22 protein-coding genes and 2 pseudogenes are annotated in these 22,413 nt (G+C 68.5%); 10 read left to right on the top strand and 14 right to left on the bottom strand.

Annotated elements, in window-relative coordinates:
• Window positions 1-37: 37 nt before the first annotated feature.
• The 5 genes and pseudogenes from OIE69_RS41680 (at window position 38) to OIE69_RS41660 (ending at window position 3,274) form a co-directional block, all read left to right on the top strand.
• Window positions 38-628: a hypothetical protein gene (locus OIE69_RS41680; protein WP_326580673.1), complete on the top strand. Its 591-nt coding sequence runs from the start codon at window positions 38-40 to the stop codon at window positions 626-628.
• Between the two features lie 45 nt (window positions 629-673).
• Window positions 674-1,243, top strand: a complete 570-nt coding sequence (locus OIE69_RS41675; protein WP_326580672.1) for a hypothetical protein — start codon at window positions 674-676, stop codon at window positions 1,241-1,243.
• A 211-nt stretch (window positions 1,244-1,454) separates the two neighbouring features.
• On the top strand, window positions 1,455-2,198 hold the full coding sequence (locus OIE69_RS41670) for a hypothetical protein (RefSeq protein ID WP_392567706.1): 744 nt from the start codon (window positions 1,455-1,457) through the stop codon (window positions 2,196-2,198).
• 105 nt (window positions 2,199-2,303) lie between these two features.
• Window positions 2,304-2,564 (top strand): annotated as a pseudogene (locus tag OIE69_RS44965) (helix-turn-helix domain-containing protein); the annotation flags it as partial.
• A gap of 131 nt (window positions 2,565-2,695) precedes the next feature.
• Window positions 2,696-3,274: a DM13 domain-containing protein gene (locus OIE69_RS41660; protein ID WP_326580669.1), complete on the top strand. Its 579-nt coding sequence runs from the start codon at window positions 2,696-2,698 to the stop codon at window positions 3,272-3,274.
• 104 nt (window positions 3,275-3,378) lie between these two features.
• On the opposite strand, the gene OIE69_RS41655 is transcribed toward OIE69_RS41660, so the two are convergent.
• The 3 genes from OIE69_RS41655 to OIE69_RS41645 all read right to left on the bottom strand — a co-directional run bounded on the left by OIE69_RS41655 (window position 3,379) and on the right by OIE69_RS41645 (window position 6,786).
• Window positions 3,379-4,242, bottom strand: a complete 864-nt coding sequence (locus tag OIE69_RS41655; RefSeq protein ID WP_326581564.1) for a slipin family protein — start codon at window positions 4,240-4,242, stop codon at window positions 3,379-3,381.
• 666 nt (window positions 4,243-4,908) lie between these two features.
• Window positions 4,909-6,237: a Na+/H+ antiporter NhaA gene (gene nhaA, locus OIE69_RS41650; RefSeq protein WP_326580668.1), complete on the bottom strand. Its 1,329-nt coding sequence runs from the start codon at window positions 6,235-6,237 to the stop codon at window positions 4,909-4,911.
• Window positions 6,238-6,339: 102 nt separating this feature from the next.
• Window positions 6,340-6,786, bottom strand: a complete 447-nt coding sequence (locus OIE69_RS41645) for a MerR family transcriptional regulator (protein WP_326580667.1) — start codon at window positions 6,784-6,786, stop codon at window positions 6,340-6,342.
• Window positions 6,787-7,218: 432 nt separating this feature from the next.
• On the opposite strand from OIE69_RS41645, the gene OIE69_RS41640 reads away from it, so the two are divergent.
• On the top strand, window positions 7,219-8,721 hold the full coding sequence (locus OIE69_RS41640; RefSeq protein ID WP_326580666.1) for a SulP family inorganic anion transporter: 1,503 nt from the start codon (window positions 7,219-7,221) through the stop codon (window positions 8,719-8,721).
• Window positions 8,722-8,831: 110 nt separating this feature from the next.
• Here OIE69_RS41640 and OIE69_RS41635 read toward each other — a convergent pair whose 3' ends face one another.
• The 4 genes from OIE69_RS41635 to OIE69_RS41620 all read right to left on the bottom strand — a co-directional run bounded on the left by OIE69_RS41635 (window position 8,832) and on the right by OIE69_RS41620 (window position 10,790).
• Complete coding sequence (locus tag OIE69_RS41635) at window positions 8,832-9,221, bottom strand: hypothetical protein (protein ID WP_326580665.1); 390 nt, start codon at window positions 9,219-9,221, stop codon at window positions 8,832-8,834.
• 392 nt (window positions 9,222-9,613) lie between these two features.
• Entirely contained in the window at window positions 9,614-9,988 is a 375-nt protein-coding gene (gene crcB, locus OIE69_RS41630) for a fluoride efflux transporter CrcB (RefSeq protein WP_326580664.1), read from the bottom strand.
• Entirely contained in the window at window positions 9,985-10,332 is a 348-nt protein-coding gene (locus OIE69_RS41625; protein WP_326580663.1) for a DUF190 domain-containing protein, read from the bottom strand. Before OIE69_RS41625 ends, crcB begins: the two co-directional genes overlap by 4 nt.
• Window positions 10,329-10,790, bottom strand: coding sequence for a fluoride efflux transporter FluC (locus OIE69_RS41620; RefSeq protein ID WP_326580662.1), 462 nt, complete (start codon window positions 10,788-10,790; stop codon window positions 10,329-10,331). The genes OIE69_RS41625 and OIE69_RS41620 overlap by 4 nt, the downstream gene beginning before the upstream one ends.
• A gap of 416 nt (window positions 10,791-11,206) precedes the next feature.
• On the opposite strand from OIE69_RS41620, the gene OIE69_RS41615 reads away from it, so the two are divergent.
• Window positions 11,207-12,487 carry an MFS transporter gene (locus OIE69_RS41615; RefSeq protein ID WP_326580661.1) on the top strand — a complete coding sequence of 427 codons (1,281 nt, stop codon included), beginning with the start codon at window positions 11,207-11,209 and terminating at the stop codon, window positions 12,485-12,487.
• A gap of 233 nt (window positions 12,488-12,720) precedes the next feature.
• On the top strand, window positions 12,721-13,389 hold the full coding sequence (ku, locus tag OIE69_RS41610; protein WP_326580660.1) for a non-homologous end joining protein Ku: 669 nt from the start codon (window positions 12,721-12,723) through the stop codon (window positions 13,387-13,389).
• Between the two features lie 29 nt (window positions 13,390-13,418).
• Here the strand turns inward: ku and OIE69_RS41605 are convergent, their stop codons facing one another.
• The 7 genes and pseudogenes from OIE69_RS41605 to OIE69_RS41575 form a co-directional block, all read right to left on the bottom strand.
• Complete coding sequence (locus tag OIE69_RS41605; RefSeq protein WP_326580659.1) at window positions 13,419-14,927, bottom strand: UvrD-helicase domain-containing protein; 1,509 nt, start codon at window positions 14,925-14,927, stop codon at window positions 13,419-13,421.
• Window positions 14,928-14,975: 48 nt separating this feature from the next.
• Entirely contained in the window at window positions 14,976-15,443 is a 468-nt protein-coding gene (locus OIE69_RS41600) for a DnaB-like helicase N-terminal domain-containing protein (RefSeq protein WP_326580658.1), read from the bottom strand.
• Window positions 15,444-15,505: 62 nt separating this feature from the next.
• Window positions 15,506-16,380, bottom strand: a protein-coding gene (locus OIE69_RS41595; protein ID WP_392567635.1) for an IS5 family transposase whose coding sequence is annotated in 2 segments (ribosomal slippage) — window positions 15,506-15,990 and window positions 15,990-16,380 — 876 coding nt in all. Because the reading frame shifts where the segments join, the coding sequence is not laid out codon by codon here.
• Between the two features lie 47 nt (window positions 16,381-16,427).
• Window positions 16,428-16,592 (bottom strand): annotated as a pseudogene (locus tag OIE69_RS41590) (UvrD-helicase domain-containing protein); the annotation flags it as partial.
• A 67-nt stretch (window positions 16,593-16,659) separates the two neighbouring features.
• Window positions 16,660-17,103 carry a DnaB-like helicase N-terminal domain-containing protein gene (locus tag OIE69_RS41585; RefSeq protein ID WP_326580657.1) on the bottom strand — a complete coding sequence of 148 codons (444 nt, stop codon included), beginning with the start codon at window positions 17,101-17,103 and terminating at the stop codon, window positions 16,660-16,662.
• Between the two features lie 245 nt (window positions 17,104-17,348).
• Window positions 17,349-18,128 (bottom strand): DUF6083 domain-containing protein, encoded by a 780-nt coding sequence (locus OIE69_RS41580; protein ID WP_326580656.1) that lies wholly within the window; start codon window positions 18,126-18,128, stop codon window positions 17,349-17,351.
• Between the two features lie 233 nt (window positions 18,129-18,361).
• The gene (locus OIE69_RS41575) at window positions 18,362-18,901 is read right to left on the bottom strand and encodes a flavoprotein (protein WP_326580655.1); all 540 of its coding nucleotides are present in this window, start codon (window positions 18,899-18,901) and stop codon (window positions 18,362-18,364) included.
• 131 nt (window positions 18,902-19,032) lie between these two features.
• Here OIE69_RS41575 and OIE69_RS41570 point away from each other — a divergent pair, with 131 nt between their 5' ends.
• Together OIE69_RS41570 and OIE69_RS41565 are read left to right on the top strand one after the other, a co-directional pair.
• On the top strand, window positions 19,033-20,214 hold the full coding sequence (locus OIE69_RS41570) for a helix-turn-helix domain-containing protein (protein ID WP_326580654.1): 1,182 nt from the start codon (window positions 19,033-19,035) through the stop codon (window positions 20,212-20,214).
• Window positions 20,215-20,339: 125 nt separating this feature from the next.
• The gene (locus OIE69_RS41565) at window positions 20,340-21,020 is read left to right on the top strand and encodes a hypothetical protein (RefSeq protein WP_326580653.1); all 681 of its coding nucleotides are present in this window, start codon (window positions 20,340-20,342) and stop codon (window positions 21,018-21,020) included.
• Window positions 21,021-22,413: the final 1,393 nt, after the last annotated feature.

Raw genomic sequence — 22,413 nt, 5'->3', positions numbered from 1 at the left:
TAACCCGCCCACACCGGTTTCCAGGAGAACGTTGACCATGTCTACCTCACACCGCCGGGCCACCCTGGGCCTGCTCACCGTTGTCGCCTTCGGCGCCCTCGTCCTGACCGGATGCGGCCAGAAGGGAAAGGCGCCCTCGGATGATCCCGCTGCGGTCGCGGCGACGGACACCGCACCGGTCGGCAGTGGCGAGACGGCCGCCCCGTCGGACGACGGCGAGGGTTCGCAGGACATGCAGGCGTCGACCAGTAAGACCCCGTGGGCCGGCACCAAGCAGTTCGTCACGATCGACAAGGCCTGGACCAAAGGCGGACTGACGTATCTGTCGGTGCGGCCCGCCCAGAAGGAGGTCAACACCCAGTTCGACACCTGGGAGATTGTCCCCGGCACGGGGGCCTTCACCTCGGTGACCATGGCCAAGGACGCCCGGGTTCTGCTGACGGCCCCGGTCCGCGGCGACGACGATGCATCCGGCGCCAGCCGGGGCGAGCCTCTGCCGTCCTCCCAGACCGAGTTCGTCACCCTGCTGAAGCAACTGGACTCCGGGCTCTCTGCAGGCATCGGGTACGACCTGAGCTTCGACGGAGAGGGGCAGGTAACCAAGCTGCAGTCCCAATACAAGCCGTGAGTCGCGCCCGCCTGGGCTTCATGGGGACGGCAGAGGAGGTGGTGCATGGTTGACGAGACCGGCTTGGGGGATCACCTCGCCGATCTTGCCGCCTCGGGGCAGCGGTTCGCCGTGCCGCTGGCCGCGGAGCAGATCCGGACACGCGGCAACCAGCGGCGGCGCCGCAAGCAGGCGGTTCAGACATCGGTCGGCGTGGTGGTGACCGCTGCTCTGGCCGTGGGAGTCCTGTCTCTGGTCCGGCTCGCTCCGGAGCCGGCCACGACCGCCGCGAAGGCGACAGCACCGAACATTCTACGGTTCATGCCCCCGACGCCGGCCCCAGGTGAGGAGTACGCCAGCGAACTCGGCTACGTGTACGACGCAGTGCTGCTGGAGGGGGATACGGTCCAGGTCACCGTGGAGCAGCTTCGTACCGGAGTGGTGCACAAGGTGACCATGCCGACGGAGACCCTGGTGGAAGTGAAGCATGTGGCCGGCGGGAAGCCGGTGGACATGCGGCTGGGCGAACTGGTGGGCCGGCTGCGCGCCGGACCGCACTGGGTGTTCGCAGTCGACTACGACGGCGAGGGCCGAATTCGATCGCTGAGAGAAGCCTTCTGGCTGACCACCGAGTGAGGTAATCGACGACAGTTCCTGACGTCGTTCGGGAACGAATGACGAGATCCCGCCGATCTTTTTGACCGGTCGGGATCTTAGTCGTTGATATCACAGTTCGGCGCGCTCGTGAAACGCCACAAGATAATCTGATCGGGATGCAACCCGGTGGGCGGCGTGAGGCGTAGAGACCATGCGACCCAACCACACCCGCCTTCAGGAGTAGTTGACGATGAACACCTCACGCCGCCGGACCACCAAGCGCTGGCTCACCGTTGTCGCCCTCGGCGCCATTACCCTGACCGGATGCAGCCAGAAGCCCGCGGATCGAATGGACCCCGCGGCTGCAAAGCCGAGGTCGTCTTCCGCGGCAGCCGACAAGACGGATGCCCGGTCCTATGGCGGCAAGGAGTCCGCAGGCCCTGCCGAGGCCACGAAGAAGGCGTCGCCTTCCGCACCGGCCGGTAATTCGGGCACCCGGTGGGACGGCGTTCAGAAGTCCGCGGTGCCCACGACGGTCGTAAAGACACAGTCGCCTTCCACGCAGACGGGCACCCGGTCCGACAGCAGCGAGGCGGCGAAGGACACGTCGGCCTCGACCAGCCGGGCCCCCTTCGCCGGCACCAAGCAGTTCGTGACGATCGACAAGGCCTGGAGGACCAACGGACGTACCTATCTGTCGGTGCGGCCCGCACAGAAGAAGATCAACACCCAGTTCGACACCTGGGAAATCATCCCGGGCACTGGCCCGTTCACCACGGTGCCCATGGCCAAGAACGCCCAGGCTCTCCTGACCGTCCCGGTTCGCCACGAGGTTGCCGGGGTCAGCCGCGCCGAGCTGCTGCCGTACTCCCCGGAGCAGTTCGTCACCCTGCTGAATCAGCTGGACTCCGGCCTCTACGACGGCATCGGATACGACCTGGTCTTCTACGGAGCGGGCCAGGTGGCCAGCCTGAAGTCGCTGTACAAGCCCTGACGGGGGCCTTGTCCCAAGGCCGGGTAGTTACTGATTTCGGCTCGTCGGGGTGAACTTCCGCAATGTTCCTGATGGGTCCGTCTTGGTAGCTGTATTCCGTTGTGTGTGAGATATGCGGATGGGGGCGGGCTGACCGCTGCGGGTCGGCTGCGCCGCGAGTCGGTGCGGATGCAGGCGGCCCAGCTGTTCGAGCAGGGCATCAAGCCGCTGGAGGTGGCACGGCGCCTGCGGGTGAGCGCGAAGTCGGCCTACCAGTGGCACCAGTTGTGGCGGGAGGGCGGTGTGCGGGCTCTGGCTACGCTTGGCCCGAGCGGTTCACGGTGCCGTCTGTCCCCGCGCAGTCTGGAGAAACTCGCCGGGTATCTGGCTGCACGCCTGTCGGACTCAGGGCGCGTCGGACCGAGTCGTAAGGACTTCGTATCATCTCTGGCCGAGACAGAAGGACTCCGCATCGCGTGGAATCAGTCGTGGGATCGCGCTGCATGTGGGAGGCAAGGATGAGTCGTCTGGCAGGGTTGATGCGCAAGCCGCTGGTCATCGGGGTGCTGGTGGCCGGCTTGGCGGTCGTCGCGGTGGGGATGAGCCTGTTTCAGCCATGGAAACTGTGGACGGACAAGACCGTGGATGAGGCGCTACCCGCCACACCGCCTACGGCCACATCGACGGAACGTACGGAGCCCGATGAGGCGCCCGCATCCGGCGAACCCACACAGCCAGCCGGGCCGACGACGCTGGCCTCGGGCGAGTTCATCACTCACGAGCATGCGACTACCGGCAGCGTGAAAATCGTCCAGCTCCCGGATGGTTCCCGAGTACTGCGCCTGGAAGACCTGGACACCAGCAACGGCCCTGACCTGAAAGTCTGGATCACGGACGCGACAGTGAAGCCAGGTAAGGACGGCTGGGACGTTTTCGACGACGGCGCCTACCTCAGCCTCGGCAAGCTCAAGGGCAACAAAGGCAGCCACAACTACCCACTGCCCGCCAGGGCAGATCTTGAGAAGTACACCAGCGTGAGTATCTGGTGCGATCGGTTCAACGTCTCCTTCGGCGCTGCCGAACTGGCCCGCGCCTGACACGGAACGGCGGCTCGCGCCGTCCCGGGTCCCTGGAACAGGATCGCGCATCGCTCATGCGGCGGCGGTCCCGTTCACGGTTTATCCCGCACCTCCGCCCTGCCTCAGGCGGAGGGCGGAGCCGTGAACGACGAGTCACCTCCCGAGGGTTTCCCCGATGCCTGCGCCGCTCCCCGCGGGGTCGGCTGAGGGCTCTGGTCCTGGTGGTGGTCCCCGGCTCGTTCGAGGAAGCGCAGGAGTTCGACGGGGAAGGGCAGGACCAGGGTGGAGTTCTTTTCGGCGGCCACCGCCACGACGGTCTGCAGAAGCCGCAGTTGGAGCGCGGCAGGCTGTTTGGACATGACCGCGGCGGCCTGGGCGAGCTTCTTGGACGCCTGGAGTTCAGCGTCGGCGTTGATGAGCCTGGAGCGTCGCTCGCGGTCGGCCTCGGCCTGGCGGGCCATGGAACGTTTCATGCCCTCGGGCAGGGAAACGTCCTTGATCTCGACCCGATCTATGGTCACGCCCCACTCGACAGCCGGACTGTCCATCATCAGTTCCAGGCCCTGGTTGAGCTTCTCCCGGTTGGACAGCAGTTCGTCGAGGTTGCTCTTGCCCAGGATCGAACGCAGCGAGGTCTGCGCCATCTGCGAGACCGCGAAGCGGTAGTTCTCGACGCGGATGATCGCGTCCACTGGGTCGACGACCTTGAAGTAGATGACCGCGTCCACGCGCACGGTGACGTTATCCCGGGTGATGCCGTCCTGTGCCGGCACCGGCATGGTGACGATCTGCATGTTCACCTTGTGTAGCCGGTCGATCCCGGGAACGACCATGGTGAACCCCGGCCCGCGGACCGAGCCCATCAAGCGGCCGAAGCGCAGCACGACACCTCGTTCATACTGCCTGATCACCCGGGCCGCAGCCGCCACGTACAGCACGGAGCCGCTGCCCACGATGGCCAGTATGGTCAGCAGTCCCTCCAGCATGGTGATCACCAACAATCACGTAAATTTCATCTCTTTTTAGGGTTCTTCCCGCTGAGGGTGAGGGTAGGCCGCGGTCTGCGGCGTCCGAGGACATTGGCCGTTCGCCGTACGAGTGGCTGCCGACGGGCCTCGGTGGGGTCAGCGATTTTGTGGTCGCCGGCGCTCTGCCCGGCCACGCGATATGACTGCCATCAGGCGCTGGCGCCATCTTCCGCCGCGCTCGCTGTAGCCCCAACCGCGCGTCGTCAGCGGCCGAAGCTGCTCGCTTCCCTGGGATCGGTCAGTCCGCGCGCTGCCACGTATGCCAGGTGCCTATCCGTGAGGCCAGCGGGTGGCGAGCTGGATTCCGCTCCGGAACGCAGGCGGGTAGTGGTCAGGGCGGAGGTGGCGGCGCACAGCCGGTCGAGATGATCGCCCTCGCCGTGGAGGGCGGCGATCCGCCGCGATGCGGCCAGGACGTGGTCCACGCGATGGCACCGCCGCTGCTGGCGAGGGCAGGCACTGCCAGCCCGCGTTCATGGACCAGCAGGCCCTGTCGAAGAGTCGTTGGGTGAGGCGGCGCCAGGCGTTGCGCTGCTACCGGATGTCCGCGATCGCGGTCCGGATGACCGACCAGGGCGGCGAGGAGGATTGCGCATGCCAGCACCAATGCTTGCGTGGGGGCCATCAGCCGGACTGCCCGTTCTGCCTGCCGACGGGGGCCGTGCGGGACGGGCCGCTTCGCTGGTAGATGTCGGGGATGCCGTCGGCGTCCTGGTCGAGGTTTTCTTCCTCGCACAGGCGTCGGTAGATCGTGTTGCGCCGCCGTAGCAGGAGGGACGCGAGGGTGGCGGCGATGAGGGAGCCGACGAGGACGGCGGCTTTGACGTGCTCGCCGACAGCGGTGCCGGGGAAGGCGAGTTCGCCGATGAGCAGGGCGACGGTGAAGCCGATACCGGCCAGGACGGAGAGGCCGAGGACGTCGGCCCAGGCCAGGTCCGGGTTGAGGCGGGCGCGGGTGAAGCGGGCGGCCAGGTAGGTGCCGGCGAAGATGCCGAGGGTCTTGCCGAGGAGCAGGCCGATCACGACGCCGAGGGGTTCGGGGCTGGTGAAGACCTCACCGAGGGCGGCGCCGGAGATGCTCACGCCGGCTGCGAAGAGGGCGAACAGCGGTACTGCGATCCCGGCGGAGAGCGGGTGCATCAGGTGCGCGACCCGTGAGGCGGGGGAAGCTTCCTCGCCCTGGTCGCGGGTGGTGCGCAGGATCAGGCCCATGGCGACGCCGGCGACCGTGGCGTGGATGCCGCCGTTGTACATCAGCGCCCAGATCGCTGTCCCCAGCGGCACGTACCACCACCAGCCGCGCACCCTGAGTCGCTGGAGCAGGTAGAAGACGACAAGTCCGGTGAACGCACCGGCCAGCGCCCAGTAGTTGAGGTCGGAGGTGAAGAACACCGCGATGATCAGGATCGCACCCAGGTCGTCGACGACTGCCAGGGTGAGCAGGAACGCGCGCAGCGCGGCCGGCAGGTGTGTGGACAGGACGGCCAGGACCGCCAGTGCGAAGGCGATGTCGGTTGCCATCGGTACTGCCCAGCCGTCCAGGCTGCCGCCGCCTGCGGTGGCGGTGACGGCGTAGAGGAGGGCGGGTGCGGCCATGCCGCACACGGCGGCGATGATCGGCAGGGCGGCGGTGGCGGGGGTGCGTAGTTCACCGGTGACGAGTTCGCGCTTGAGCTCGATCCCGGCGACGAGGAAGAAGATGGCCAGCAGCCCGTCGGCGGTCCAGTGCCCCACCGACAGATCCAGTCCCAGGGCCGGGATCCCGAAGTGGACGTTGCGGATCTGCTCGTAGGTTCCGCTCCACGGGCTGTTCGCCCAGACCAGGGCCACCACGGCTGCGGCCAGCAGGACCAGGCCGCCGGTGGTCTCGGTGCGCAGGGCCCCGGTGATCGCCTGCCGCTCGGGCAGTGGCAGCAGGCCGAGGAAGAGGGGGCGCGAGCGGTCAGCGGCCATAATGGGAACTCCAGGCGTCGGTGAAAGGGGCACACGGCCCCTCGGACGCCGACCAGACTTCCCGGCACACCCCGCGCCTGTTCTTGACGCGTTCTTTACACCCTAGCGGGATCGGTCCTCCCCGCCCAGCCCGCCAGTCGCCGGGACGGTCCCTGCGGCGCGTTCCAGGCGGTCGCGGAGTGTCGCGGCGAAGTCTTCGGCGCGGGACAGCTGGACCCGCAGGTCCTCGATCTTGCCGGTGGCTGCCTGCTCGTAGGCGCGCACGCGTTCCAAAAGCGCGTCGCGTTCATCGCCGTCGGGCAGGTCCGCGGCGTCGAGGCGGTCGGTGGCATCGAGCAGGTCGCGCATCTGATCGAGGGTGAAGCCGAGCGGCTTCATCCGGCGGATGACCATGAGGCGGGCGACGTCGGCCTCGGTGTAGAGCCGGAAGCCGCCCTGCGAGCGGGCCGACGGCGTGACCAAACCGGTCTCCTCGTAGTGCCGGATGGTGCGCAGGGACAGTTCGGTCCGCGCGGCGACCTCACCGATCTGCATGTGCTTGCTGTCCACGCCCGTGGCCCTGGCCCTTCTGTCCCGGGGTGCCGCCGCGCCGTCCCGGCGACCCCACAACTTCTACTCTAACGTTAGGGTAGAGTTGCTGGCGTTGAGAGTCGGCCTGCCGCCGTTTTCAACCGTGTGCGGTGTGGGCTCTGCGGCCCGGCCGCTGCGTGTCGGGGCCGATGGCGCCCCCGGCGAAGATCCGAGCCTGCAGGAGAACCGCGTGCGCGTGTCCATGGTGCCCAGCGCCGCCCCCTGCCCACCGTGATGCTTCGTCTCTGACACGAGCCCGGCCGCACCTGTGTGCTGCTCGTGTCCCCTTCCGAGACTTCCGGCCCGCCCAGCGGGTCGTCCGCGAGGCGCCGGCCCGGCCTCCCGCGCCCTTTCCGCACACCCCGCCCCTGCCCATGGGGCCGTGCCCGAGCACGACAGGTTCCCGCTCCCTTGTCTTCTTCTGCTCTGTCTCCCGCCGCACGGCTGCGCGGCCTGCGTCCAGACTGGCTCGCCGACCCGAAGGTGTGGCGCACCGAGGTGCTGGCCGGCCTGGTGGTCGCCCTCGCGCTGATCCCCGAGGCCATCTCGTTCTCGATCATCGCCGGGGTCGACCCGGCGATCGGGCTGTTCGCCTCCTTCACCATGGCGGTGACCATCTCCGTCGTCGGCGGACGCCGCGCCATGATCTCGGCCGCGACCGGGGCCGTGGCCCTGGTCATCGGGCCCCTCAACCGCGAGCACGGACTCGGCTACCTCGTCGCCGCCGTCATCCTCGCCGGGGTCTTCCAGATCGTCCTGGGAGCGCTCGGGGTCGCCAAACTCATGCGCTTCGTGCCGCGCTCGGTCATGGTCGGCTTCGTCAACGCCCTCGCCGTCCTGATCTTCGTGGCGCAGGTCCCGGAGATGCACGACGTGCCGTGGGCGGTCTACCCGCTCATCGCCGCGGGCCTGGCGCTCATGGTGTTCTTCCCGAAGGTCACCAAGGTCGTCCCGGCACCGCTGGTGTCCATCGTGACCCTGACCGTGATCACGGTCGCCGCCGGGATCGCGGTGCCGACCGTGGGCGACAAGGGCGCCCTGCCGTCCTCGCTGCCGGTGCCCGGCCTGCCCGACGTGCCGTTCACCATGGACACCCTGACCACCATCGCCCCCTACGCGCTCGCCATGGCCCTGGTCGGCCTGATGGAGTCGCTGATGACGGCCAAGCTCGTCGACGACATCACCGACACCCGCTCCTCCAAGACCCGCGAGTCCATCGGACAGGGCATCGCCAACATCGTCACCGGCTTCTTCGGCGGCATGGGCGGCTGCGCCATGATCGGCCAGACGATGATCAACGTGAAGGTCTCCGGCGCCCGCACCCGGCTGTCCACCTTCCTCGCCGGCGCGTTCCTGATGGTGCTGTGCATCGTCTTCGGCCCCGTCGTCTCCGACATCCCCATGGCCGCCCTGGTCGCGGTGATGGTGATGGTCTCCTTCGCCACCTTCGACTGGCACTCCATCGCACCCAAGACACTCCGCAGGATGCCCGCCGGCGAGATCACCGTCATGGCCATCACCGTCGCGGTCGTGGTCGCCACCTCCAACCTGGCCATCGGCGTCGTCGTCGGCTCCATCACCGCCATGGTCATCTTCGCCCGCCGCGTCGCCCACCTCGCCGACGTCACCGCCGTCACCGACCCCGACGGCATGACCGTCGTCTACTCCGTCACCGGAGAGCTCTTCTTCGCCTCCGTGGGCGACCTCGTCGGCCGGTTCCACTACGCCACCGACCCCGACAAGGTCGTCATCGACCTGTCCGCCGCGCACATCTGGGACGCCTCCTCCGTCGCCGCTCTGGATGCCATCGAGACCAAGTACGCCCAGCGCGGCAAGACCGTCGAGATCACCGGCCTGAACCAGCCCAGCGCCGCCCTCCACGGCAAGCTCACCGGCGAACTCACCAGCCACTGACACATCACGCCTCGGGAAAGACCGCCCGGGCCATCGGCTCCCGGGCGGCCACGAACCAGCGCCCCGTGCCGCCCGCCATAGGCAGGAGCGCGCCCTGGCCGGGATCCGCCTCAGGCGCGGAAATCGGGGCCGGTGTCCGCCGGCCGCTGGATCGCCTCGTGACGGGCGTCGACTGCGGGCAGCCGCGCGTGCTCGGATGACTTCGACGGGCGCCCACCATGACCTCGGGCCGCGACTTTGGGGACCGACATCGGCCTGCTGCCGCGCGTCCTCAAGAGCCAGTGGATGAATACAGCCACCCCCGCCACTACCGCCACCGACGGCAACTCGCTGATACTGCCCGCGCTGCCGTGGTGCGAAAGCATCGCGAAATCGACGAAGATCGCGCCAAGGCCGATCAACGCGGTGCCCACCAATGACAGCCACAATGCGGCAATCACCGGGGCAATCAGACAGAACGCGACGCTGCTGACCTCGGGGGCTGAGAAACGCTCCACCACCAGGCCGGCGCCCAAGAGCACAACCGGGAGCCACCGGACACCGCCCCTCACGCCCGCTGACGCTCGGGTGCCACCTTCATCGGTCCCAGCCATGTGCTCCCGCCACGGATTCCGCGTCTCCTCTGTCGATTCAGCCTGCCTGCCTGCACCTATTCGTGCCATCGGGGTCATGCCCGTGGGCGACCATGAGGATGAACCCCCTCCGCACGGCAGCCCTTGCCCCGTCTGCACCCCACCCCCGAGCGCAGCCGCGCTTGCACGCAGCAGCGCCCGGCTTGGGCAGATGCTGGAGGTCTTTGCCTCACCCCCTGCTGCCACGAGGCGATCGACCGTGAGCCATGGGAGATCACCTTCTGCCACAGCAGCGAGTTCGGCGGGAAGGAACGGTGTGATCAGGCCCAAATCGCCTGGGCGAGGGCGGCTCCCATGAAGGCGGCCCCGAGGCCGGCGACGACACTAGCGACGACGTTGGCCGCAGCGAAGAACCTCGCTCCGGTCTCGGCCAGCCGCAGCGTCTCGTAGGAGAACGTCGAGTAGGTGGTCAGCGCCCCGCAAAATCCGGTGCCGACGAGTAGCTGCACCGAATGGGAGGCGGCACCGTAGGTGACCGCGCCAGCCAGTGCCCCCAGGATGAGAGAGCCGATGATGTTGACCGTGAACGTGCCCCAGGGGAAGAGGGTGTCGTGCCGCGCCTGGACGGTGCGGTCCGTGAGGTACGGCAGCGGCGCCCCCACCATGGCCCCGGCAACGACCAGTGCCCAGTTCATCGATGGTTCCCCCGCCCGACGTATCGGATGACCTCGACCTCGTCGAGCGTCACCAGACCTTCGCTGACGAGCTCGTCCAGCTGGGGCAGGAACGCGCGGATGCGCTCGCCCTGGTCGACGATGATGATCGCCACGGGCAGGTTGTCATTCAACGAGAGCAGTCGGGCGGTGTGGACCAGCGAGGAGGCACCAAAGCCCTCGACACCGTGGAAGACGCTCGCCCCTGCCAGACCGGCGGCGTGCGCCCGGTGGACGATCTCGGTGCACAGCGGCTTGTGATGCCAGGTGTCGTTGTCGCCGATCAGGATCGTCAACCGGACGGCAGTGCCACTGAGCCGTGTCACGTCTGCCTCCATGCAATCAGGCGGCGCGTCGCATGAGCCGCACCCCACACCGCAGCCAGCGCAATCAGCGGCGTGGCGGCAAGGTAGGCCAGCCCGGCCTCGGCGTGCCCGCCTTCGACCAGGCCATGGACGTCGGCCGTATACGTGGAGAAGGTGGTGAAACCCCCCAGCACGCCCGTACCGAAGAACGGGCGCACCAGCTGGTGCGCGGCCCACGCCTCGGTGATGACCACCATGAAGATGCCGATCACGGCGCAGCCGACCGCGTTGACACCCAGCGTGGTCCACGGAAAGGCGCCCGGTGCGGTGGGCCACAGCAGGGCGGCTCCGTAGCGGGCACACGCTCCCAGCGCGCCACCGACCGCCACCACGCCCACCACCGGTCCCTGCTCCCGCAGCAGCGAGGATTGCGGCGCGGACGTCGGCGGCTGAACGTCCGGGTCCACGGGCTTGGCCATCAGAGGAAGGGGGGCTGGTGAACTCATGGATCTCCTACTCGTGCGGCACCCTGAAGCGGGCACGGATCATCACAAGTAGGGACCGTTGGCGGCATCCTCACCGCGGTTCGGGTACGGCGGGCCCCACCGCCGCGCGGCAGTCACCACGGACTACCGCTACCCCTCACGCTACCCCCAGCCAGGCAGCCCCCTCCTCATATGACTCCCCACGCGCGCTCCCAAGCCTGCCCGTCACCGACGGTGTCCGCCCTGACTGATGAGGCATCGATCGCTCCGGGTTGCGGCTGTGACATCTGCAAGGTCGTCGAGACTGTCAGCAGGCCTGAAAGGCCTTGCCTCACCCTGACCGGGGCCTGCCGGCGCGCATCCTGTCGTCGCGGGGTAACCGGCAGCGTGGGGTGGGGAGAATGCCGTCCGTGACAGAGACCTCATGCACTGCTGCCGACGGGACCCCGGCTAACAACGAGAAGTGGCTCACGCCCGGCGTGCGCGGGATCGGCTCGGCTAGTTTCCTGGCGGACGTCGGCCACGAGATACCCACCGCCCTGCTGCCGTCACTGCTGACATCGACGCTCGGGGCGCCGGCTGCGGCTCTCGGTGTGATCGAGGGCGTCTCCGATGCCCTGGCCGGCTCCGCACGCTTCGGTGGCGGCGTCCTGGCCGACGATCCTTCCCGACGCCGCAAGGTCGCGGTGGGCGGCTACGCCACCACCGCCGTCCTCGGCGCGGCCACCGCCGGCGCCACAGCAGTCTGGCAGGTGGGGCTTTTGCGGGCAGCCGCGTGGACCGCGCGCGGCCTGCGCGTCCCTGCCCGCAATGCGTTGCTCGCCGACATCGTCCCGCCCAAGGCCTACGGGAGGGCGTACGGCTTCGAGCGGATGATGGACAACCTCGGTGCGATCTTCGGCCCGCTGCTCGCGCTGAGCCTGGTGGCATGGCTCGGGGTGACGTGGGCGATCGGCCTGTCCGTCATCCCCGGCCTACTGGCCGCAGCCGCCATCGTCTACGCCATCCGCAAGACGTCCCGTCCCACCGGCCGCGACCGTGTTCCGCTGAAGATCAGGGTCCGGCCTGTGCTGCAGGGTGACTTGGGCAGGCTCATGGCCGCTGTAGCGGCTTTCGAGGTCGGCAACGTGGCGGCCACCCTGCTGATCCTGCGCGCCTCGGAGCTGCTCACTCCGGACCATGGTGCCAAGACCGCGACCACCATCGCGCTGGGGCTGTACACCGCCTACAACGTCGCCGCCACGATCGCCTCGATCCCCGCCGGACGCCTGGCCGACCGACTCGGAACCCGAGGCCCGATCCTCGTCCTGGCCGGCGGCGTCCTCGCCTTCGCCGTCGCCTACGGCATGTTCGCCGCAACGGGCGCCACGATCGCCGTCCTGACCGCGCCTTTCATTCTGGCCGGCATCGGCATCGGAGCCGTGGAAACCGCCCAGCACTCCGCCGTCGCCGCCCTCGCCCCCAACAACCTGCGGGGCTCAGCCTTCGGCATGCTCGCCACCGTCCAGTCCCTCGGCAACCTGGCTGCCTCCACCATCGCGGGCATCCTGTGGACCACCGCATCCCCGACCGCGGCGTTCACCTACCTCACCGGCTGGATGCTGCTCGCCCTCGTCGGCCTGCTCGTGGCATGGCGCGCTTTGACTGACCGGCGCGGTAAATCGTCGACGAAAAGCGTTCCCCAAGTGTGAGGAGCGGCTCGCCTACCAAGTGCACTCCCACTGTGGCCGCAGGCAGCTGACTGGGATTCATGCCCGCCAACGACGCGTACCAATACCGGCCGCATGGCAGCCATCGACGTAACCGTGAGATGCACGGTGTAGGCGGAGTCCGGGGACTCACCAACTCAGCCCCTGATCACCCAGATCAGCGATGGCGCCACAGCTGTTGCACTGGTTAAGGTTCCAACACATGCTGCTGAGCAGTGCCAACGCGGGATCACGCCGTACGCACGATTTCGATACCCCAGAGAAGGGACGAGCGCGAAGACGTGGAGGTCCCGCAGTCGGAGATCGCGCGTGGCTGGGAGCGGTCCGACGGCCGCACCGTCGTACTCCTCGACCAGGACCTGAACGCCCTCCCCCTTCCCACGAAGCGCACCGTCGACGTCCTCGGCTTCGTCAACGAGCGCGACGTCGACCCACTGCTCTACGCCAAGCCCTACTGGGTCGGCGCGGCCAGCGAGCAAGGCCAGCGGCCCTATGCGCTCCTGGTGCAAGCACTGGCCCGGCACGGGACGGTCGCCGTCGCCAAAGTCACCTTGCGCACCCGGGAGCGGCTGGCGATCCTAAGGCCGCGCCACGGCATGCTCGTCCTCCACACGCTGCTGTGGCCGGAAGAGATCCGCGAGCCCGACGACCTCTCCAGCCCGGCGCCGGTGACCGAGCGCGAGCTGGAGCTCGCCGAGTTGCTCATGGACCAGCTCACCGGAGTCGACAGCGCAGGGCTGCACGACGACTACGCGGCTGCCCTGGAGCAGCTGGTGGCCGCGAAGATGACCGGAGCCGGGCTGGAGGAGCCGGAAGAGCCGGTGCCGCCAGTGGACCTGATGGCGGCACTGGAGGCCAGCATCCGCGCGACGGGAAAGCGCTGAAGCAGACCGAACTGGCCGTGTAGATCGACTCAGCCTGCAAGAGCGATCAGGTCCTCAGTCGGCCGGGGGTGTGACCCCGGAGGGTTTCCGTCGGGGTGTTCGTTGATCCATTCCAGGCCGCCGAGGTCAAGTCGGGTGCGGGCGCGGGTGACGGCAACGTAGGCGAGGCGGGCGTCGGCGTCGTCGATCGGCCCGGGCAGGGGGTTGCCGTGCTCGTCCTTGTCGTCGCTGTCCTTGGGCGGGTAAAAGTCGTCGGCGATCTCGACCTGGGGCCATTCGCGGCCCTTGGATTTGTGCGCGGTGGAGATCGTCACCTGGGCGTCGCTCTCGGGTACGAGGCGGCCCACCGCGGCCAGGACGGCGTCCGTGCCGTGATGGTCGACGAGGTCGACCAGGGGCTGCAGGTCACCGCCGGCGGGGTCGTGTTCGGCGTACTCCTGCAGCTGCCCCCAGGAGGTGAACAGCACCAGCTCGGGGTGGGAAGTGCGGCGTCCGTCCTGCAGGTCCCGAGCGGCCAGCGCCAGAGCGCGCAGGGCCTGGCCTCCCCCGACCAGCGCGACCCTGCGCCCCTTGGCGAGAAAGCGGAAAATCTGGGCCATGGCTCCGATGTTGCTGCGGCACAGCACCGCATCCGGCCTCGTCACCGTGCCCACCTCGGTCGGGATGGTGTCGGTGCCTTCCAGGCGGATCGGGGCGCCCGCGATCGCCAGCCACCGGTTGGCCTCTAGCGCAAGGAGGGGACCGAAGCGGAAGGACCGGGTCAGCGACAAGGCGGTGCCGTCGAAGCCGGTCATGACGTCCTTCGCACCGCGCCAACCGTAGATGGCCTGCGCCGAATCCCCCACCATGACCAACTGGGCGTGACCGCGCTGGTTCAGCAGGACCTGCTCGAGGACGGGGTTAGTGTCCTGCGCTTCGTCCAGGAGCACAAAGTCGGTGTGCAGTTTCGGGTCGGACAGCGCCCAGATCTTCAGGTAGTGGTCGTGTCCGAAGCGGACCGCCCCGGACTCGGGGTGCTGCAGGTCGGCCCAAGCGGCGCGGGCGTAGGGCAGGATACGGCGCGCGAGCTCGGCGTGCAGGCTTGCGGCCAGACCGCGAAGCGGAGGCACATGGTGCTGCTCGATGACGGGGTCAGCGGACTGGCAGAACCGGGTGACGATGCGCTGCGCCGTCGAGGTCAACGTCGCGGGCCAGACGACCTGGTTGCCGATGCGCATGGGCTTGGTGATCCCCAGTGCGTCGGCGGTGTGCCGACCGGGCAGCCGGGGGCCGTTCAGGCGGGCCCGGTAGCGGTGACCGACGGCGGCGTAGGCCAGGGAGTGCGCGGTCTTGCACAGCACCGTGCCGGGGAAGCGGCCGGCAGCGTCTAGGGCGATGGACCGGTTGAACGCCACATACAGGCCCCGGCGTGAGGTGCTGGTCGCAAGCTGGGTGAGCGTGGTGGTCTTCCCGGTGCCGGCACCGGCCTGGATCACCAGGTGATCCCCGGTGGCGAAGGCGTCGGCGGCCGCAATCTGTTCGTCAGTGGGCTTCAGCATCGTTGAGCTTCATCGATCCGTGAGGGCGCGACAGGCGCGTGTCGGTGGTCAGGTGTCGTCGTCGGTGAGGAAGCCGCGCATCGGCATCGACGGCATCCCCTCAGAGTGCGCGGCCGCGTGGCGGCGCAGCGCGGCCAGGTCCCGAACGATCGCCACGTAGTGCACCACCACCGGCTCCGCCGGGGCCGCGGCACGAGGAAGGTCATGGATCAGGCTCTTCCTCGCCTCGCCTGCGGAGTCGTCGGCGCCGGTTTGCTGCTGGCGCTCGAGCTCGGCGGTGACGGCTGCCGGGGTGCAGGGCTCCTTGTGGCGGTGGACCGCGGCTGCGGCACGGAAGACGTCCCGGCAGGCCGGGCTGCTGAAATGCGTCGGTCGCAGGACCGCCATCAGGTACGGGACCAGCTGCGAGTGCTGGAGCAAGGCCACCAGGACCATGCGCTCAGCATGCTCGTCGCACAATGCAGGCCCAGGTGAGGGCTGATCGGGGTCGGGAGTACCGATCAAGGTCTTGGACATGGGCGCCTCGCAAATAGGCAGAGAACGGACTCGACATCTAGGGCGTGTATCGAAAGTGCTGGTCACAGCCATTCGTTAATGGCGGCGATGAGGACTGTTGCCTCGTAGCGGACCGCGAGTTTGTCGTACCGTGTTGCCACGGCGCGGTGTCTCTTGAGGCGGTTGATGCCGCATTCGACTGCGTGCCGCGCTTTGTAGTCCTCCGGGTCGAACTTCGGTGGCCGGCCGCCTCGCGAGCCGCGCTTCTTGCGGTTGCGGGCCTGGTCGGCCTTGTCCGGGATGGTGCAGCGGATACCGCGTCGTCGCAGGTAGGCGCGGTTCTTGCGGGAGGCGTACGCCTTGTCGGCCCGCACGCGCAGGGGTCGGGTGCGGGGTCTACCAGCCCCGAGCTGGGGTACCCGGACGCGGCCGAGGACGACCTCGAACTGCGGGGAGTCCCCGCGCTGGCCTGCGGTGATCACGATCGACATGGGCTTTTGGCCTTGCTCGACGGCCAGGTGCAGCTTGGTGGTCAACCCGCCGCGGGAGCGTCCGAGCCCGTGGTCGTCCGGCTCGACGGTGATTCCGCCGGGTGGTTCCTTTTGGAGGTCCCCCTTTTCCGTGCCCCTGCGGCGTGCTGGTGGGCCCGGCAGACGGTGGAGTCGACGTTCAAATCCCAGGTGATCAGGTCCTTCGCGTCCGCGCGGGCCTGGAGTTGGGTGAGGATCCGCTGCCAGGTGCCGTCGCGCTGCCAGCGGCGGAACAGGTCGTACACCCGGCCCCACGGGCCGTATTGCCCAGGCACGTCCCGCCACGGGATGCCGGTACGGACCCGGAACCGTATGCCGTCGATCAGCTGTCGCCGGGTCCATATCGCCGGTCGACCGGCCTTCTTGCGCACTGGCAGCAGCGGCTCCAGCGCAGCCCACTGCTCGTCCGTCAGATCTCCACGCGCCACGAACCAAGATCATCACACATCAAGATCCACTTTCGATACACGCCCTAGGCGATGGACCGGTTGAACGCGATGTACAGGCCCCGGCGTGAGGTGGAGGCGGCGAGCTGGGTGAGGGTGGTGGTCTTGCCGGTGCCGGCACCGGCCTGGATCACCAAGTGTTCCCCGGTGGCGGAGGCGTCGGCGGCCGCGGTCTGTTCGTAGGTGGGTTGCAGCATCGTGGGGCTTCGTCGATCTGTGAGGGCGCGACGGGGGCGCGCAGGGGTAGTCAAAGTGCCGTCGTCAACGAGGAAGCCGCGCATCGGCCGGTGGCAGACCGTCGGGTACACGGGTTGCACGGCGGCGCACGTTGGCCAGATCCCGGATGATCGCCGCATAGTGCGGGACAACTTCTCCCGCCGGTGCCGCGGCACGAGCAAGGTCATGGACCAGGCGCTCCGCGGCCTGTGCGTGATCAGCCTTCCCGGCGTGCTCCCGTAGATCGAGTTCGGCCGCAAGAGCTGCCGGGGTGAACGGCTCGTTGTGGCTGCGAACCGCGTCCATGGCGCAGTAGACGTCTTTGTGGACGGGGCTGCTGAAGAACGTAGCGCGAAGGAACGCCAGCAGGTAATGGGTGAACCGCCGGTCGTGGAGAAGAGCCGCCAGGACCATGCGCTCGGCGTGCTCATCGCACAGGGCTGGCCCAGGCGAGGGATGATCCGGGCCGGGAGTGCCGATCACGGTCATGGACATAGGAACCTCCGAGATAGCCAGGAGACAGGAAAGAAGCTGCCGCAGCGAGAACTACACACGATGTGTGGCAATAGAGGCCGCCGGGCTTACGCCAGCGGGGCACCGAGCTAAGCGACCGGTCGAGGGCAGGGGGGGTTACCCCAGGCAGCGGCCGGGGGCGGGCCCTCGCAGCGACGGAGCAGGAAGCCGGTCGCGGATGTACTGACGGTGGCGGACTGAGTCAAAGGGTTCCCAGTCAATCACAGCACTGTCCGCAGCATTGCGAACAGTGACGTGAGCGGTACAGCGCTGGGCAGCCAGCGCATTTGTTCGGCATACGGCAAGCCCGTGAGGTCGTACAGGGCCATCACCTCCGGGTCGGCCGGCAGGTGCCCGTCGCCGGGGCGAAGGAGCGGATCGACGAGCTCGAGCCGCCACGTGCCGGGCAGGGCCTCAGGGTCCAGGACAGGTAGGGAGCAGCGACGACGGGCGCGGGTCTGGGCCACACACTGGAGGTCCTCGAGAGGGCCTGGGGCGAGATAGCGCGCGCAGATGATGCGCACGACCGGCCGGACAGGCACATTCGGCGCGGCCGTGGGTGACTGCTCGGGCCGGGGTGTGAAGAGTCCGGCATCTTGCAGGCGGCGGGAGTTCAACGCGAGGGCCCGGCAGATCTCCTCCAGAAGCGGGCTGCGGCTGCCCGACGGACCGGCCGGACACAAGGCGTGGTGCCGGACGCGGCACCACGCGCTCCCGTCATGGGAAGCATGAGCGACACCGGAAGTGACGTGCCAGCGCTCCCCCGGCGGCACCGACCCTGCGGGCAGCTCTACAGGATGCAGTGGAACAGCGGTACTGCCGGGGCGCTGGTACCACTCAATGGCGTTCCCGCAGAAATCACACCAGGCGCTCTGCGCAGTGCGCAGCAGTCGGCTGGGACTGTCTTCGGCGATGCGCAGGAACCGGCGGGGCCGGTAATTCTTGCGGCTGCCGTCCCAGGCACAGCCGTCGTCAGCGAAGGAGTTGTTCGTCGAGCGCATGACCGCAGACAATGACGGCCGACACGCTGCAACTCGGCTGACCAGGCCGCTTACGTCACCTTGGTGGTCGCATCGGTCGTCCTGGCGTTCGCTTCTCCGTGCGTGCGTTCGGTGCTGGTCGCCGTTTCGGCCGCGTCCCTCATTCGGGCTTCCAGCCGCGCTCAGCCGCGTGCCCGCGCGATCACCCGTCTCTGCGACCGCTGCCGTGGTCCGGCAGAACAGGCCGACTCTGGTTATGTCTCGACCACGGTCGCTGCGGCGTCGAGCGCCCGGTGCCAGGGATAGTCGACGGGCTTTCCCGTCCCTGGCGGATTGGGTACGAAGCCGCCGTCGCCGTACAGCACGGTCACGCCCATCGCTCGCAGTTTCGCAACGCTCTCCTCGAACTGGTGGTGCTGCACGTAAGCCGCGTTCACACACGGCATCGCCACGATCGGGACGCCCTTACCGATACCCTCGGCGACGACTCCGATCACGAAGTGGTGCGTAAGCCCCAGCGCCCATGAGTTCACCGAGTTGAACGTGGCTGGTGCGAAGACGATGACGTCGGCAGGTGGCCACACGTCCGGCTCGCCGGGCAGTTTGTACTGCGACCGCACGGGATGCCCGGTGAGCGCCGCGAGCCCCTCGAGGCTGTCGTCCAGCCACCGTGCTGCAGTCGGCGTGAGCCCCAGGCACACGTCCCAGCCACGCCGCTGCGCAACATCGATCACACTCGTGATGTCGAAGACCGGCGGGGCAGCGCTGGCGAACAGATACAGGGTGCGCGTCATGCCCCCACCCAACCCCCCGTGATCCACTGCGCGCAACCGGCCGTACTGACGGCAGGTGTCGAAGCGATCACAGATCCCACCCAACGTGTGGCGGGTACTGTTCCAGATGTCTGCAGGGACGGAGGCCAGAGATGCCCAGAGGTGACCACGAGCACACCGGTACGCGCATCGCCGCCGCCCGAAAGCTCGCCAGCCTCACCCAACGAGGCCTCGCCCAAACCATCGGCTACTCCTACAGCCTCGTTCACCAAGTCGAGTCCGGCCACAAGCCCGCCAGCCCAGACCTCGTCGCGGCTGTCGCCCGCGCGCTCCGTCTCGATGTCACCACCCTGACTGGGCAGCCCTACGTGACGGAACTCCAGCAGGACCGGCTCGAAGGGCTCATTCGGCCGATCCGCGAGGCTCTGGATCTGTACGACCTGGGAGCAGACCCTGATCTGCCCGTGCGCCCCGCCGATCAACTGGTCGCCGCTGCTGACGACTTGTGCCGTCAGGTCCGCGCCGCGCGCCTCAACGCTGCGGCGACGCTGCTGCCAGCCGTCATCGCCGAGCTCACCACCGCCGCATACCGCATGCCATCGACCGCGCTGTGGCGCGCGCTCGGATCGACCTATCGCACCGCCCACGACATCACCGTCAAACTCGGCTACTTCGACCTTTCGACGATCGCCCTGGATCGCATGGCCTGGGCCGCCGACCGCGCCTGCGATCCCCTGCTGGCGGCGGTCCGCCAGTACATGCGCGCACTGGTCTACCACCGCGAAGGCGAGCACCGCATCGGACTACGCCTCATCGCCTCTGGGCATCGCCTGGCCGCCGACACCAAACCCACCCCCGACGCCGTGGCCGTCACCGGCCAGCTTCACCTGGGTGCCAGCGTGATTGCCGCCCGTGCCCGAGACGCCGCCCTTGTCGAGGGCCATCTGGATCAGGCGAAAGTCTGCGCGGACCGCACGGGTGAGACCCCCACCCACTGGCTGTCGTTTGGTCCGACAAATGTCGCCTGCCATGCCGTGTCCGCCCAGGTCGAACTCCACCACTACGACACGGCCCTCGCCCTGGCGGCGGGCATCGAACTCCCCCATAGTTGGGCGACCTCCAGACAAGCCCACTTCCACATCGACCGGGGCCGCTGCCAGATGGAGACCGGCCGCACCGACGCCGCCCTGGCATCGATCATCACTGCACGCCGTCTTGCCCCGCAGCAGACCCGCTACCATCCCGGCGCCCGCGAGACCATCACGGGCCTGGTCTACATGCGGCGCACCACCCCCGACGCCCTGGACAACCTCGCCGCGTGGATCGGCTTGTAGACCCCGGCCCTACCTGGTGTCCCGGCCAGCACAGCCGAGTGTCACCCAACGGTGACACTTAGGCACAACCGGCGTCCGCATTCTGGGAGCACCTGAACCAGACACCGACGCCGGGGGCAACCGACATGAACGCCGTGGGAAGGCCAAGCGCTTTCGTCGACGACCGTCTCGCACCACGCCAGGCGGAGCTCGCCAGCGGCCACCTCGAACAAACCGTGGCCCACACCCGCAGTGCCGAGCCGCAGTACACGCAGCAGTGGGCTGGCAGGGAAAGGGACGCTCGCAGCCCGGACCGTCCCGACCTTTCGGCAGCCGGAACGCCTGTGGCGGACATGAGCGACCTTGCGGCTGCAATGCGCAGACTCACGGGCAGCGCCTACGCCGGCTGCACCCAGACCTTGTGCGGTGCGGACTTCGACGTTGTGCTGACCACCTTCGGCGACACAGGCGACCGAATGCTGCGCTGGATGGACCGCTACCAGACCGACGGCTGCGGTCCGGTCATCGCGAACTACGAGCGTGACGCGCTGATGTGGCTTGTGCCGCCCGGCACCGTCCACGCCTGGGAACATGCGCACGGGTTGTGCTTCGGCGGCCCCTTCAAAATCCTCCTGCCGCCATCCGGCACCCGCACCGCCCCGGGACCGCACTGGCGCAGGCCACGACGGCTCGGTCACCCGGTCGATGCGGACTGTCTACGACATGCTCTCAGCCGCTTCCGTCCGGACCTGCCGCGCCCGGTGATGCGCCTGGTGGGCACACCCCTACTGCCCGGAACACCAGCCATGCCGCTCCTCCCCTCATGAACCCCGGCTCAGGCAGGGCCCGGAGCTACCGGAGCTGACCAGCACCGAGTCCTTGCTGTTGGACGGCGGCCCATGGACAACGGGTGCGTGCCTCTTGTGCGGAGTAGTCGACGCCCCGGTGACCCCCATCGTGAGCGTGTATGCCGCCGGGTTCCCTGCGGCGCTGGCCAAATGCCGGGCCTGCATGGTGGCCAGCCTGATCAACCAACGCGCCACCGCAGCCGCGCTCCAACGCCCCTACACCCCTGCCCTCCCCCCGATCCCCGAAGGAAGCCTCATGTCGCCGGTGACAGCCTTACGCACCACCACTCGCCAGGCCGAGCAGCCCGCCACGCACCGGGCCGCGCCACCTCGGAACTGCCGGCCAGCGCCGCACCGGTTCGGCGTCCTCGGCCTGGTCTGGCTCCTCGGCAACAGCGCCGCTCTCCCCTTGCTGTGGGCACAGGTCGCAACCGCGCAGCACGACGGTGCCTCATCTGCCCTGAGTACGTCCGATAGCAACGCGGAAGCGGCCTGACACCAGTAGACCCATCGGTTCCTCCCCTGCAGGGGAGGCCGCCCTCGGCGCCCCTGCCCGGGGGCCAACGACCCGTCCATAAGGAAGGACCGGGTCGAGCACCATCCCGCCGCGCGCTGGCGAACCTGCCCGGATGATGACCCGGTGCGCGTGGCGGGCACATCGGTTCCACGACCTTGGAAGACACCGTGTTCCTTTCTGCTCCTCGGCTCCCAGCCGGAACACTGCTGCCGTCCGTCCGGACTGCCCTTCGCGCCGCCGTGGCGAGTGCCGCGGGCTCCGGACTCGGTCGACGATCCGGCGGCATCTGCATGCTGCGACAACGGCCTGGGCCCCTGCCACCTCAGCGAGAAGCACCTTCGGTTGCCGGGGCAGGGTCCGGCAGGGGCGCGAGATCAGGCGCCGCCTGCCTCCCCGCCCAGAAGCCCGCTGGAGGCCGACGGCCGGGCGCCGGGCAAGGGGCGTCGGCTTATGCAGCGTGACACGAGCCCGGGTCCGCTGCGACGGGCGTGGACGGTGGAAGTCCGGCCCATGGGGGCGGAGGTGGTCATGACGTGCGAGGAATGCGGCCGGCTTTCTAGCCGCCCAGGAACGGAATCGGTGCGTGGCGCTGTCGTGGCGCACCTGGTGGCGCATGTCCGTGCCGCACCGCTCGCAGCGCATTTGCGGACGTGCCAGTGCGGCCAGTACGGCTGCCGCTGGCATCCGCGTCACCGTGGGTGTGACGGTCTTGTCCGGCTGGTACTGGCTCGCTGCGCGGGAGGGCGGCTGTGGCGTCTGGCCGACACCTGCCAGGCCTGTGCCACGGCCACACCGCAGGCGGCGAACGTACCCGAGCCGCAGGGTGCGCCCGTCATGAGTCCCACTGCGGCCCGG

Origin of the sequence: Actinacidiphila glaucinigra, assembly GCF_035918135.1 — a bacterium.
GTDB lineage: Bacteria > Actinomycetota > Actinomycetes > Streptomycetales > Streptomycetaceae > Actinacidiphila > Actinacidiphila glaucinigra.
Note: the sequence above shows the minus strand (reverse complement) of the source record. Positions and strands in the feature narration are given on the sequence as shown.